Genomic DNA, 12,303 nt, shown 5'->3' on the forward strand with positions numbered 1-12,303 from the left:
CGAGCACTCCAAGAGCCAGGGCACCCTTCAGTCGGCCCCGGCCAGCCGTCTCCCCCGGGTGTCGAGCCAGTGACGGTGGCAGGCCAGGGTGAAGGCGCCGGGCCGCCTGGCCCGGATGGCGGCCATGGCCTCCGGCTGGGGCTGGCCAAGGGCCATCAGCAGCAGGGCCGCCACCAGCCCGGTGCGGCCGCTCCCTCCGTGACAGTGAATGGCCAGGTATCTGCCCTCGCGCAGCAGGGCGATCAGTTGCGGCAGCATGGGGGGCCAGGCTCGCTCGAAGGCCTCATCGGGGGCCTCATCGTCCGCTATGGGCAGGTGGAACCAGGCCATGCCCCTGGCCTCGACCAGTGAGCCGAGGGAGCCTGCGCCGTGTGCGGCCAGCTCATCCTTCGTCATCAGCGTGAGCACTCCACCGGCACCGGCCAGCTGCAACTGGGCCAGGGCGAGCGGCATGGCAACCTGCTGGTTGCCGGGGCAGGGGGTGAGCAACAGCTGGCCGTCGAGGCGCGGAACCTCCAGGCTCCAGAAGGGGTGGGCACTGAGCATGAGGATCCTTGTCGGTGCTAGTAGGGTGTCAAACGAGCTTATTGGCCCCCTGTTTGAGTGCGGCACAGCATAGAGGGCGCGGGTGTGATGTCAATCTGCGTTGTGTTCGGCCCGGTTTACGGGCAGAGTCTAAAAAAATAGAGCGATGGAAGGAGTAGAGATGAGAAACCTGGATCAACTGGACTTGGACATCCTGGCCCATCTGTTTCGCGATGCGGGCATGACCAACAAGGATTTGGCGGCCCTGGTCGGGGTGGCTCCCTCCACCTGCCTGGAGCGGGTGCGCAAGCTGCAACAGGACGGGGTGCTGAAGGGCGCTCATTGCGAGGTGGATTATCAGGCCCTGGGCGGCCATATCCAGGCCATGGTCTCCCTGCAGCTGGCGCGCCACAGCCGGCAGATCATAGATGCGTTTCGCGATGCCATCCTGGCGTTGCCCGAGGTGATCAGCCTGTTTCACATGGGTGGCAAGGATGATTTCCTGGTGCACCTCTGCGTCGCCGACACCGAGCACCTGCGCAACTTCGTGTTCGATCACTTCACCTCCCGGGAAGAGGTGGTACACCTCGAGACCTCCCTGGTGTTCGAGCACAGGTTCAGCCGATCCCTGCCCTGTTTCACCCATCCCTGAGCGCCAGGGGGCAGAAAAAAACCGCCAGCTGGCGGTTTTTTCGTTTCTTCATCCCGTCAGTTGAGGGCGAGCCTGTCGTCCGGCGCCGTCTGGTAGAGCCCCTGCTGGTAGGCCAGGTTGCCCCAGAGCACCAGGCCCAGCGCGGCATCCTTCATGGCATCCGGCTGCGGGGCCGGGGTGAGGGTCTCGCTGGCATCGTCATAGATGAAGCCTTCCGCCGCCCGCTCCGGCTGCAGTATCACCACATCCTTGCCCCGCATCAGAGCGAAGTTCTTGTCGTACTGCATGATGGCGCGCCCCGGCCAGTCTGCCGGCATGCGGGTCAGATCCTTGCCCAGCATGGGGTAGTCGGCACTTATGCCCATCAGGGAGAGCAGGGTGGGCGCCATGTCTATCTGGCTGACGATGCGCGGATCCTGTTTCGGCGCTATGCCCTCTCCCACTATGACCCCAGGGATATGGAAGCGGGGGATGGGTACCAGGCTGGCGCCGCCGACCCGGCTGTCGTGATCGGCGATGACCAGGAACAGGGTGTCCTTCCAGTAGTCCGATGCCTTGGCCCTCCTGAAGAACTCGCCGACGGCGTAATCCGCGTACTTGGCGGCGTTGTTGCGGGTCGCCTTGGGCTGTTCATAGAGGGAGATGCGGTCGTCCGGGAACTCGAAGGGATCGTGGTTGCTGGAGCTGAACACCAGGCTGAAGAAGGGCTTGCCCTGCCTGTGCAGTGCCTCGAAGGTGTCGTTGGCCTTGGCCATGAGATCTTCATCCGAGGCGCCCCATGAGCCCTCGAACACCGGGTTCTTGAAGTCCTTCTGCTCGACTATGGTGGTGAAGCCATTGCCGAGGAAGAAGCTGCGCATGTTGTCGAAATGGCTCTCGCCGCCGTAGATGAAGCTGGTGTCATAGCCCCGCTGCTTGAGCAGATCCGCGATGGTGAAGAAGTTGGTCTGGCTCTTGCCGAGCTTGACCACGGCCTGGGCCGGGGTCGGGGTGAAGCCGGTCAGTACCGCCTCTATGCCGCGCACCGAGCGGGTGCCGGTGGCGTAGAGCTGCTCGAACGCCCAGCCCTCCCGGGACAGCGCATCTATGTTGGGGGTCAGCGGCAGGCCGCCGAGGGAGCCGACAAACTGGGCGCCCAGGCTCTCTTGCAGCAGGATCACCAGGTTCTTCGGCTTGCCGCTATGGCTGGCTTCGTTGAAGGTCTGGCTGGGTTGTGTCTCGGAGCTGAAGTCCTGGTCGGGGCGGCCGCTCTCCTCGCGCACCAGCGCCATGATCCGCTCCCTGGGCAGTTCCCCGTAGAATTCGCCGGCACTCTCCTCGTTGCTCATCTGCTTGATGGCGAAGAAGAGGGAGTAGGCGGAGTTGACCGTCAGGGCGTTGACCAGGGGATCGCTGGCGAATGCCACCATGGCCGGGTTCAGGGCTCGGTGCCCAAGGCTGGAGCGGGCGCCGAGGAAGCCGATGGCCAGGATCAGCAGGGCGAAGGCCGGGCGCAGATGCCAGCGCGGGAAGCTCAGGTGCCGCATCAGGCGCCCGCTCAGCCACCAGCCGCCCCCCAGAGTCAGCAGGCTGAACACCAGGGCCAGCAGCAGCTCGCCCTTGCGCCCCGCCCACAGCATGGCGAGCACCTCCTTCGGGTAGATGAGGTATTCGATATAGAGGCGATTGGGGCGCACCCCGTATTCGGTGACGAAGGCTGGGGTGGAGATCTCGAGGAAGAGCATCAGCCAGAGCCCCAGGGTCAGCCAGACCCGGATGAGTTGCAGCCAGGCGCGGCCCAGGGCATGGGGGCCGGCCAGCAGCAGGGTGAAGACGGCGGGGACACCCCACAGCCAGCAGAGGGTGGCAAGGTCGACCCGGATACCTTGCAGCAGCAGTTGCGACCAACCGGCGACGGCGTCGACCCGCTCCTGTTGCCAGAGCCCCAGGCCTGCCCGGCTGGCGGAGAGGGCAATGAGCGCGATCACTGAAAAAATGGCGATGGGCCAAAATGGACCCAGCCAGTGTCTTATTTTTGTCATTGTTTTTCCTGATAAAGCCTGTTTTTTGATGCCCATCCGAGGACAGCTTTTTTTATATTGCAGGGTTATGACAATGGGGGCGGGGAAAGGTTGCGGCGCAGGGGGCCATAGGATGCTATTGATAACATTGATTTTTTAATGAGGTGTCCCGAGGGAGCCCAAAGACAGCATAAATGACTGGGCGTTGTGTGATCCCCACTGCAAAGCGCGGCGGGGGGCTTGCCTATAATGGCGCCGGATTTTCTCAATCGGAGCCGAAGGGATGCCGGTCTTTATCGATGTGGAGTATGTGCACGGCTGGTGCCTGTTCGTGGTGCTCTCGGACGGCACCACCGGGGTGCTGGATCTGACCCCCTGGCGCAGCCAGCCCCTGTTCGCTGCGCTGGACTCGGAGCGGCATTGTGCCCGGGTCTTCATCAATCGTCGCCACCAGCTGGAGTGGCCCTCGGGCTGCACCCTGTCGGCCCAGGAGGTCTATCACCTGATTGCCCCCGTCGACGAGCGCGAGGCCTTCCCGGATCGCAACCCGGGCTGAGAGTGACGGGCTAACTCGTTGAGTCAGGTAACGTTTTCAGTCACAGACCCGCTTTAGCTAGGCCGTTATCATGGCCTCAGGGTGGCGCATTTTGCGCCAGCACCACAGCGGGAAGATAACAATGAAACAAGGAAGGTTGCGCCATGGCGGCCTGATCGGGGCCGCCTTGTTACTGACAGCGTGCGGCAGCGGCGGTGGGGGATCCAGCAGCGAGACCCAGCCCCCCGTGGTCAATCCGCCTCCCACCTCGGACAGTCGCGCCTGCTACGGCGATGATCAGCCCGCCTGCAACCTGAGAACCTATCAGGTGATGGTGGAGTCCTTCGTCGATGGCGACGGCAGTGCCAACTACGGCGTCGGCTACGGCCCCTCCAGGCACAACGGCGATCTGCAGGGGATCATCGACAGCCTGGACCACATCAAGAGCCTCAACGTCAACGCCATCTGGCTCACCCCTGTGTTCGACTCCTGCGCCGGTCAGGCCGGGGACGATCGGCTGGATGCCACCGGCTATTTCGCCTGCGACTTCTTCAACGTGGATCCCAACTTCGGCAGCAATGCCCAGCTCAAGACCCTGGTGGACGCGGCCCACCAGCGCGGTCTCTACGTCTTCCTCGACGGTGTCTTCGGCCACGTCAACAGGGTGGGGGTGAGCAAGCCCTCGCCAGAGGGCCGCCTGCCCGTCCTCAAGAGCGGCGGTGCCGGTTATCCGGGCCAGCTGGTGGATTACAGCCAGCCCGAGAGCCTCGCCTACTTCAAGGAGGTGGCCCGCTACTGGGTCCAGCAGTACGGCATCGACGGTTGGCGCCTCGATCAGGCCTATCAGCTGGGGTTGGACGACTGGCGCGCCATTCGCGCCGAGGTGGCGCAGGCCAGCGCAACGCGCAAGGCCGCCGGCCAGCAGTGGGGCACGCTCGGCTACATGGTGGGCGAGGTGTGGAAGGGGGCCGACGAAATCCGGGCCCAGGCGTATGGCAGCAGCGACAACCCGGCGCTCTCCTCGGCGTTCGACTTCCCGCTGCGCTACGGCCTGGTGCAGGCGCTGGCGGTGGAGGAGTCCGGCAAGGGCGGGCAGGGGGCCGGCGTGCTCGACGCCAGCTGGAACAAGGTGGAGAACTACCCGAACCACGCCATGCCGAACCTGATGCTGGGCAACCACGATCTGGTGCGCTTCGGCGATCTGCTGGAGCGCGGCAACTTCAACCAGGCGGACTACTGGCAGCGCCACAAGGCGGCCTTCAGCTTCCTGGCGGCCCGCTCCGGCCCCATCACCCTCTACTACGGCGAGGAGTTTGGCGACGAGGTGCCGGGCTTTGCGGCCCAGGTGGGCGGTGACTGTGCGGCCCAGGGATTGTGCGACGATCACGTGGCCCGCAGCGACGGCAAGGTGCCCGGTGTCACCGGCTTCGTGCCGAGCGGCGAGCAGAGCGATCTGAAGCAGTGGCTGAGCGAGTTGCTGGCCCTGCGCGCCGCCCACCCCGCCCTCTACCAGGGGGAGCGAGTCAAGCTGGTGGCCGAGGGCAGCGTCTACGGCGACATCAAGCAGACGGCGGCGGAACAGATCGTCTATCTGCTCAACGTTTCAAGTACGCCCCAGAGCTACAGCCTGCCTCTGGCCAAGCTGCGCAGCGGCAGCACCCTGGTGGATCTGCAGAGCGGCGAGCGCCTGGCCATGGGGGGCAGCAGCCTGACGGTGGGCCTGCCGCCCCTCACCGGCCGCTTCCTGCTGCTGCAATGAGATGGCAGACAGCAAAAGGGCTCCCGCGGGAGCCCTTGTTGTTGCCAGCTGGCGGCAGGGTCACTTCTCGAGACCGCTGCCGAGCTCCTCCTGGCGGGGGCTGGCCGGCGCGCCGCGCTCGTTGCCGTTGCGCCAGTGCTCCAGCCGGTTGTGCACGCCACGGCGCAGGCTCTTGAAGCTGGTCTCCAGGTAGTGAACCCCCACCAGGATCCCCAGGGTCACGCCGGTGAGCAGCACTGCCTGGTGCAGCATTCCCATGCCGATCAGGGCGCCGAGGGCGGCCAGCATCCAGATGGTGGCGGCCGAGGTCACCCCCAGCACCTGACCATCCCGGGTCATCATGACCCCGGCACCGAGGAAGCCGATGCCGGTGATGAGCTGGCCCAGCACCCGCGCCTGATCCGCAGACTGCGGGCTGACGGCGGCGCCGATGGCGAGAAAGCAGTAAGTGCCGAGCACGATGAGGGAGGAGGTGCGAATGCCGACCGGCTTACCGTGCAACTGCCGCTCCAGCCCCACCAGACCGCCACACACCAGACAGGCCAGAATGTTGTTCCAGCCAAGGGGCGCTATGTCCCACCACTGCATTGTCATCATACCCACCTCTGCCGATCCTGCTTGTTATCCTGCCGCGCTCTGCCCCCGGTTCTCCAGCCGTTGCCGGAAGGCCCTGGCCAGGCGCTCGTAGAGATCTTTGGCCTCTCTGTCTTCAATATCGCCACGTATCCAGGGATTGTCGATGATTTCCAGCAGCACGCAGCCCTGGCCCTGCTGGCGCAGATCCACCCCGAACAGGCCGTTGCCGAGCTGGTGCACGGCGCGGCGGGCGGTCTGCAACACCCGCTCCGGCACCTCGGTGAGCGGCAGCGCCTCGATCCGGCTCATGTCGAGGGGGTGCTTGCGGCGGCGGATGCGATTGCCAGGCTCCGGCCGGTAGCGGCGGCAGGCGAACAGCGGCGAGCCGTCGAGAAAGCCGATGCGCCAGTCGAATTCGGCGGGGATCCGGCTCTGCACCAGCAGCAGGGCGGAGCGACCCAGCCCCTCGTCCAGCAGGCGGGCGAGCTGGGTCTCGTCGCTTGCCATGGCGAGATCCCGGCCCTGGGCACCGTCGGGCACCTTCACCATCAGCGGCAGGCCGAGGCGCTGCACCAGCTCGTCCACCTGGTGGCGGCCGCGGCGGGTCACCACCATGGTGGGGGGCATGGGCACGCCGCTGCGCACCATCAGCTCGTAGAGGTAGAGCTTGTTGCTGCAGGCGAGGATGGCACGGGAGCTGTCGATCACCGGCATCTTGAGCTGCTCGGCGCGGCGGGCGAACTCGAAGGTGTAGTGGCCGACCGCGGTCTCGGCCCGTAGCCAGAGGGTGTCGAACTCCGGCAGCCGCTCGATGGCGGAGGGGGCCAGGATCTCGGCCTGGATCCCCTGGGCGGCGGCGGCCTGGATGAAGCGCTCTATCGCCAGGGCATCGCTGCTGGCCCGGCCATCGTTCTGATCCATCAGGATGGCGAGCTGATAGAGGGGCGCCGTCTGCTCCTCGCCCCCTGTGCCCACCAGCGCCTGGGCGTGCTGCACCATCAGTGCCTTCTCGCTCGGGCTGAGCGCCAGGGGAGAGAGGCTCTGCTGCTGGCGCACCGACCAGCCGTGACGGCCTCGCTTGAGGGTCAGCTCCTGCAGCGGCAGCTGGCTCAGGCCGTAGTAGTAGCGGGCCAGCCCCGCCAGCTCGCTCTGTTCGCACTGGCCGAAGATGGCGCGCACCCGGATCCTGTCCTCGCTCTGGCGGGTCAGCCAGCCCTGCAGCTTGCGCCACAGCTTGGCCGGTGGCTGTTGGGGTTGCAGCCGGCTGATGGCCTGCAGCCCCGGCAGGCAGTGGTGGCTGCGGGCCTGGGCCAGCAATGAGCAGTAATAGCCTGCGCTCAGGTGCTCCAGACTGCGGCAGAGGTTGATGATGCGGGGGCGGCCGCCGGTGGTGGGCACGCCGTGTTGCAGATAGGTGCGGGCGGTCAGCAGATAATCGGCATGGCAGGGCCAGTCGCCCAGCTCGTCGACGATGACATAGGTACTCATATTTTCGGCTCCACAGAAAGGACTGCCCGAGAAGGCAGGATCCCCAGTGGGCTTCGATGCACCGACAAGCACGACAATGGCGCGAGGGGAAACAAGAGGTTACAGTGCCTAATATTCTGCCTTGGTAACTTGTGATACAAGTCGCATTTCTGGTGCTGAGGATAAATAACCGAACAAGGACTCCCCGTGTTGACCGTGCGCGCGGCCCGAACCGATGATTTGGGCGCCATCGTTAAGCTGGAACGCTACTGTTTCCCCCCCGAGGTCGCCTTCGGCCGCAGCCGCTGGCACTACCTGCTCAGCCATGCCAGGGGGCGCACCCTGCTGCTGCTGGATGAGAAGGCGCAGTTGATGGGCTACCTCAGCGTGCTGGAGCACAGGGGCTGGGACAGGCTCATCATCCAGACCCTCGCCATTCGCTGGACGGTGCGCCGCCAGGGCTGGGCCCGGCGCCTGCTGGAGCAGGTGATCCGGGAAGGCCGCGAGGCAGGCTGGGGCGCCATCCGGCTCGAAGTGGCTGATGCCAACCCCGAGGCCCAGACCCTCTACCACGGGCTGGGGTTTCGCCCAAGGCTCAGGCTGCCGGACTACTACGGCCCGGGCCAGCATGCCCACCGGCTGGTGCTGGCGCTGCGCCCCGCCGGGCGGGATGCGTCGTGAATCGCCCCCTGACATCGAGGGGCAGCCATGAGCTGTGATGACTGTCTGGCCACCGCCATCAAGGCCAAACTCGGGCGCTGCCCGATCTGCGCCATCCAGACCTTCGTTATCGGGGCCGTGGGCTGGCTGGTCTGGTGGTGGTGTGGCGCCGACACCTCGGTCAACGCCCTCACCGGCCTGCTGTTTGCCCTGGGGGGCAGCGGCCTGCTGCTGCTGCACCTGTCGGTCTTCCTCTGGCGCAAGGTGACGGGGCGCGAGCTGGATAATGAGTGAATTCTTTTTGTTTCAACCAGATAAATAACAATGGAGGTTCAGATGATCGCAATGGTAACGGGCGCCTCGTCCGGGTTTGGTGAGGCCATCAGCCGTCTGCTGGTGCAGGCTGGTTACAGGGTGATAGGCACCGGTCGCCGCGCCGAGCGGCTGGCCGCCCTGGCCGACGAGCTGGGCGAGCAGTTCCTGCCGCTGGCGTTCGACGTGCAGGACAAGGCCGCCACCCGCGCCGCCATCGCCGGGCTGCCGGCCGAGTGGCGCGAGGTGGATCTGCTGGTGAACAACGCCGGGCTGGCGCTCGGGCTCGAGCCCGCCCACAAGGCGGATCTGGAAGACTGGGAGCAGATGATCGCCACCAACATCAGCGGCCTGACCCTGCTCACCCGATTGCTGCTGCCGGGCATGGTGGCGCGCAATCGCGGCCACGTGGTCAACATCGGCTCCATCGCCGGCACCTATCCCTATCCGGGCGGCAACGTCTACGGCGCCACCAAGGCGTTCGTGAAGCAGTTCAGCCTGAACCTGCGGGCCGATCTGGCGGGCACAGCCCTCCGAGTTACCAATGTGGAGCCTGGCCTCTGTGGCGGCACCGAGTTCTCCAACGTGCGCTTCCACGGTGACGACGCCAAGGCGGCCACCGTCTATCAGGGGGTGCAGGCCATCCAGCCGGAGGACATCGCCAATACCGTGCTCTGGGTCAGCCAGCAGCCCGCCCACGTCAACATCAACAGCATAGAGATCATGCCGGTGGCCCAGACCTTCGGCCCGTTGCAGATCAGCCGTCGCTGAACTCCGTCTCGCCGGGATGAGAAGAGGCACCCCCGGGTGCCTCTTCTCGCTCTGTTTTCTATCCTGCCCGCTGCCCCCGTCTGGCGCCATCCACCCTCTATCCCAGATCGCTGCCAGCTGGTGGTCAAGTTGGCCTGCAACTTGCTGAGTCATGGTGATTGGCGGGGAGTGTCTCCCCGGACGCCGGTTTGGCCGGCAGCAGCTTGGAGCCTTCATGGACATCAAACCCTATGGTCAGCAACTCGCCCAGAGTGCGTCCCACAGCCGTGCCCTGGCCACCCTCAGTGGCGATGACAGCCAGCAGGGAAGCTGGGATCAGCAGGTCAGCCTCTCCAGCCAGGTGCTGACCGGCAAGGCGCAGCAGGTACTGACTTACGAGCATCTGGCCAGAAGCGGCAAGAGCGCCTCCCTGGCCGGGAGCGCCAACAATACGGTGGTGCAGCAGCTGGTGGACAAGGCACTCGGCTTCGATCGCAAAAAATTTGACGATCTCGAGAGCCAGATCAAGGGGGTGGCCGACAACAAGACGCTCTCGGCCGAAGAGCGGGAGACCCAGACCCGGGCCCTGACCGAGCAGCGTGATGCCATGCTCAAGGCGGCCATGGACAGGCTCACCGGCAAGTCGTCGAGCGGGCAGAGCACCCAGGCCTGACACTTCCGACTCGAACGGCAATCTTTGGTGTCGGATGGGCAAGATGTTGCCCCGGATGCCGGGGAAGGATGAAGCAGGGAGCGCCAGCGCCCTCCCTGCCGCAGACGGCGTGCCTCAGGGCTGTTTGGGCACGATTCCTATGGCGATGGCCGTGGTCTGGACGGCCTTGATCTGATCCCCCTTGGCGATCAGGGCGAACTGGGCCGGATCCCTCACCTTGAGGGTGAGGGTATTGTCCACCCCCTTGACCCTGATGGTCTGCTGCGCCTTGTCGACGTCGATGACGTCGGCATAGATGGTGACCTGCATGCCAGCCCCGGCGCCCGGTTGCTGGCCGGCGGCCGCCTTGCTCCCCTCTACCTCTACCACCCGCTTTCTCACGCCGGCTGTGCCCTTGAGCAGCTCGAGATCCAGCAGCTGCAGGTAGCGCAGCGCCACCACGTCCCCCACCTTGAGGTTCTGGAGGTTGGTCACCTCTTCCCCGGCGACCAGATCGAAGGTCTCGCCTTCGGCATTCTTCAGGCTGATCTTGCGGGTCGCGAGATCGAGGGCGGTGACGGTCGCCTCGGCCTTCACCTCTTCTGCCAGGCTGGCCTGGCCCGGAGTGACTGCCACATTGGCGGTCACCTCGGCGGCCTGTATCAGGGGATTGACACAGAGAGTGAGCACTCCTGCGATCCATGCGTGCTTCAGTTTCATGATTAGACCCTATGGCTGGAAAACAGAACCCCGTGAGAGGCGTCAGGATGACGACATGGCGCGGCGCCATGACGGAGCAGGGGAGTGAGCCCCCTGCTCCAGTGACACCATAGCAAAGTCACACCTGAGTACCATCATGCCAAAGAGAGCGCATCACCATTTTGATGGCTCGCTCCCGTTTTTGACCCAATGGGATGACGACATGGCGCGGCGCCATGAGGGAGCAGGGGACTGCGCCAGTGACACCATGGAAAGTCATGCCTGAGTACCATGATGCCAAAGGGGGGGGGCATCACCATGTTGATGGCTCGCTCCCGTTTTTTGACCTGATGGTATGGCTGGCGCACAATCCCCCTGCATGCATTCAACCGAGGGCTCTGCCGTGTACAACTTCCAATATGCCAATCCCACCCGCGTCTGTTTCGGGGAGGGCCAGATAGCCACGCTGCCGGAGCTGATCCCGGCGGGCAGCCGCCTGCTGGTGCTCTACGGCGGCGGCAGCATCAAGCAGAACGGCGTCTATGAGCAGTTGACCCAGGCGCTGGCGGGCAGGGAGTGGCTGGAGTTTCCCGGCATAGGTGCCAACCCCCAGTACGATCAGCTGATGGAGGCGGTGGACCTGGTCAAGCGCGAGCGCATCGACTTCCTGCTGGCGGTCGGCGGCGGATCCGTGGTGGATGGCACCAAGTTCGTGGCCGCCGCGGCCTGCTTCGAGGGGGAGGATCCCTGGGACATCCTGCTGGAGAAGGCGCCGGTCAAGGGGGCGCTGCCGCTCGGTTGCGTGCTGACCCTGCCTGCCACCGGCTCCGAGAGCAATCCCGCCGCCGTGGTGAGCCGGGGAGAGGCCAAGCTCTCCTTCTACAATCCGCTGGTGCTGCCCCGGTTTGCGGTGCTGGATCCCACCACCACCTACAGCCTGCCGGTGCGCCAGGTGGGCAACGGCGTGGTGGATGCCTTCGTCCATATCCTGGAGCAGTACCTCACCTTCCCGGTGGGAGGGGATGTGCAGGATCGGCTGGCGGAGGGCCTGCTGCAGGTGCTGGTGGACAACGGCCCGCGGGCGCTGACGGAGCCCACCAACTACCAGGTGCGGGCCAACCTGATGTGGGCCGCCAGCCTGGCCCTCAACGGCCTCATCGGGCGCGGCGTGCCCCAGGACTGGTCCACCCATGCCATAGGTCACCAGCTCACCGCCCTGCACGGGCTGGATCATGCCCAAAGCCTGGCGGTGGTGCTGCCCTCCTTGCTGCGGGAACAGGCAGCCCAGAAGCAGGAGAAGCTGGCCCAGTTCGCCGAGCGGGTCTGGCACTCCCGCCGGGAGGACAAGGCGCTGCGCATCGAGGAGGCCATCATCCGCACCGAGCAGTTCTTCCAGCAGATGGGAGTAGGCACCCGCCTCGCCGACTACGGCCTGAACGAGAGCTGCATCCCCGCCATCTGCTCCAACCTCAAGCGCTTCGGGCTGACCGCCCTGGGTGAGCAGCAAGATATCGATCCCGACAAGGTGGCGCGGATCCTCTCCCACGCGCTGTGATCCCTGCGTTCTGTCTGCTCCAACCTCAAGCGCTTCGGGCTGACCGCCCTGGGTGAGCAGCAGGACATAGATCCGGACAAGGTAGCGCGGATCCTCTCCCACGCGCTGTGATCCCTGCGTTCTGTCTGCTCCAACCTCAAGCGCTTCGGGCTGACCGCCCT

The 12,303-nt window shown here is 65.3% G+C and carries 13 protein-coding genes; 8 read left to right on the plus strand and 5 right to left on the minus strand.

Features of this window, described 5'->3' with window-relative positions:
* Positions 1-27 precede the first annotated feature (27 nt).
* Positions 28-546 carry a phosphatase domain-containing protein gene (locus AC3WR3_RS05905; protein WP_492291428.1) on the minus strand — a complete coding sequence of 173 codons (519 nt, stop codon included), beginning with the start codon at positions 544-546 and terminating at the stop codon, positions 28-30.
* Positions 547-706: 160 nt separating this feature from the next.
* Between AC3WR3_RS05905 and AC3WR3_RS05910 the strand changes: the two genes are divergently transcribed.
* Complete coding sequence (locus AC3WR3_RS05910) at positions 707-1,177, plus strand: Lrp/AsnC family transcriptional regulator (protein ID WP_025325515.1); 471 nt, start codon at positions 707-709, stop codon at positions 1,175-1,177.
* 56 nt (positions 1,178-1,233) lie between these two features.
* Here the strand turns inward: AC3WR3_RS05910 and AC3WR3_RS05915 are convergent, their stop codons facing one another.
* Positions 1,234-3,198, minus strand: coding sequence for an LTA synthase family protein (locus AC3WR3_RS05915; RefSeq protein ID WP_492291429.1), 1,965 nt, complete (start codon positions 3,196-3,198; stop codon positions 1,234-1,236).
* A 262-nt stretch (positions 3,199-3,460) separates the two neighbouring features.
* Here AC3WR3_RS05915 and AC3WR3_RS05920 point away from each other — a divergent pair, with 262 nt between their 5' ends.
* The gene (locus tag AC3WR3_RS05920) at positions 3,461-3,733 is read left to right on the plus strand and encodes a DUF2442 domain-containing protein (protein WP_492291430.1); all 273 of its coding nucleotides are present in this window, start codon (positions 3,461-3,463) and stop codon (positions 3,731-3,733) included.
* Between the two features lie 121 nt (positions 3,734-3,854).
* A complete protein-coding gene (locus AC3WR3_RS05925; protein WP_492291431.1) occupies positions 3,855-5,471 on the plus strand; it encodes an alpha-amylase family glycosyl hydrolase in 1,617 nt (538 codons plus the stop codon).
* A gap of 60 nt (positions 5,472-5,531) precedes the next feature.
* On the opposite strand, the gene AC3WR3_RS05930 is transcribed toward AC3WR3_RS05925, so the two are convergent.
* A complete protein-coding gene (locus AC3WR3_RS05930) occupies positions 5,532-6,068 on the minus strand; it encodes an MgtC/SapB family protein (RefSeq protein ID WP_162519295.1) in 537 nt (178 codons plus the stop codon).
* Between the two features lie 24 nt (positions 6,069-6,092).
* Complete coding sequence (locus AC3WR3_RS05935; protein WP_139439184.1) at positions 6,093-7,535, minus strand: RimK family ATP-grasp domain-containing protein; 1,443 nt, start codon at positions 7,533-7,535, stop codon at positions 6,093-6,095.
* Between the two features lie 186 nt (positions 7,536-7,721).
* Between AC3WR3_RS05935 and AC3WR3_RS05940 the strand changes: the two genes are divergently transcribed.
* From AC3WR3_RS05940 to AC3WR3_RS05955, 4 genes are all read left to right on the plus strand, one after another.
* Positions 7,722-8,195, plus strand: coding sequence for a GNAT family N-acetyltransferase (locus tag AC3WR3_RS05940; RefSeq protein WP_492291432.1), 474 nt, complete (start codon positions 7,722-7,724; stop codon positions 8,193-8,195).
* 27 nt (positions 8,196-8,222) lie between these two features.
* Positions 8,223-8,468 (plus strand): DUF3624 family protein, encoded by a 246-nt coding sequence (locus tag AC3WR3_RS05945; protein ID WP_247627351.1) that lies wholly within the window; start codon positions 8,223-8,225, stop codon positions 8,466-8,468.
* 42 nt (positions 8,469-8,510) lie between these two features.
* On the plus strand, positions 8,511-9,257 hold the full coding sequence (locus AC3WR3_RS05950) for an SDR family oxidoreductase (RefSeq protein WP_492291433.1): 747 nt from the start codon (positions 8,511-8,513) through the stop codon (positions 9,255-9,257).
* A gap of 214 nt (positions 9,258-9,471) precedes the next feature.
* Positions 9,472-9,909, plus strand: a complete 438-nt coding sequence (locus AC3WR3_RS05955; RefSeq protein WP_202047523.1) for a hypothetical protein — start codon at positions 9,472-9,474, stop codon at positions 9,907-9,909.
* Between the two features lie 114 nt (positions 9,910-10,023).
* Here AC3WR3_RS05955 and AC3WR3_RS05960 read toward each other — a convergent pair whose 3' ends face one another.
* A complete protein-coding gene (locus AC3WR3_RS05960) occupies positions 10,024-10,608 on the minus strand; it encodes a hypothetical protein (RefSeq protein ID WP_247627349.1) in 585 nt (194 codons plus the stop codon).
* A gap of 358 nt (positions 10,609-10,966) precedes the next feature.
* Here AC3WR3_RS05960 and AC3WR3_RS05965 point away from each other — a divergent pair, with 358 nt between their 5' ends.
* The gene (locus AC3WR3_RS05965; protein ID WP_319912273.1) at positions 10,967-12,142 is read left to right on the plus strand and encodes an iron-containing alcohol dehydrogenase; all 1,176 of its coding nucleotides are present in this window, start codon (positions 10,967-10,969) and stop codon (positions 12,140-12,142) included.
* The last annotated feature ends 161 nt before the right edge of the window (positions 12,143-12,303 follow it).

The organism is Aeromonas sp. EU05-FHT14A05 (genome assembly GCF_058791175.1).

What these genes read in the sequence shown, in the direction of transcription:
- AC3WR3_RS05955 (WP_202047523.1), top strand. Translation starts at nt 9,472, where the DNA reads ATGGACATCAAACCCTATGGTCAGCAACTCGCCCAGAGTGCGTCCCAC.
- AC3WR3_RS05945 (WP_247627351.1), top strand. Translation starts at nt 8,223, where the DNA reads ATGAGCTGTGATGACTGTCTGGCCACCGCCATCAAGGCCAAACTCGGG.
- AC3WR3_RS05950 (WP_492291433.1), top strand. Translation starts at nt 8,511, where the DNA reads ATGATCGCAATGGTAACGGGCGCCTCGTCCGGGTTTGGTGAGGCCATC.
- AC3WR3_RS05905 (WP_492291428.1), bottom strand. Translation starts at nt 546, where the DNA reads ATGCTCAGTGCCCACCCCTTCTGGAGCCTGGAGGTTCCGCGCCTCGAC.
- AC3WR3_RS05920 (WP_492291430.1), top strand. Translation starts at nt 3,461, where the DNA reads ATGCCGGTCTTTATCGATGTGGAGTATGTGCACGGCTGGTGCCTGTTC.
- AC3WR3_RS05915 (WP_492291429.1), bottom strand. Translation starts at nt 3,198, where the DNA reads ATGACAAAAATAAGACACTGGCTGGGTCCATTTTGGCCCATCGCCATT.
- AC3WR3_RS05925 (WP_492291431.1), top strand. Translation starts at nt 3,855, where the DNA reads ATGAAACAAGGAAGGTTGCGCCATGGCGGCCTGATCGGGGCCGCCTTG.
- AC3WR3_RS05935 (WP_139439184.1), bottom strand. Translation starts at nt 7,535, where the DNA reads ATGAGTACCTATGTCATCGTCGACGAGCTGGGCGACTGGCCCTGCCAT.
- AC3WR3_RS05960 (WP_247627349.1), bottom strand. Translation starts at nt 10,608, where the DNA reads ATGAAACTGAAGCACGCATGGATCGCAGGAGTGCTCACTCTCTGTGTC.
- AC3WR3_RS05910 (WP_025325515.1), top strand. Translation starts at nt 707, where the DNA reads ATGAGAAACCTGGATCAACTGGACTTGGACATCCTGGCCCATCTGTTT.
- AC3WR3_RS05965 (WP_319912273.1), top strand. Translation starts at nt 10,967, where the DNA reads ATGCATTCAACCGAGGGCTCTGCCGTGTACAACTTCCAATATGCCAAT.
- AC3WR3_RS05930 (WP_162519295.1), bottom strand. Translation starts at nt 6,068, where the DNA reads ATGATGACAATGCAGTGGTGGGACATAGCGCCCCTTGGCTGGAACAAC.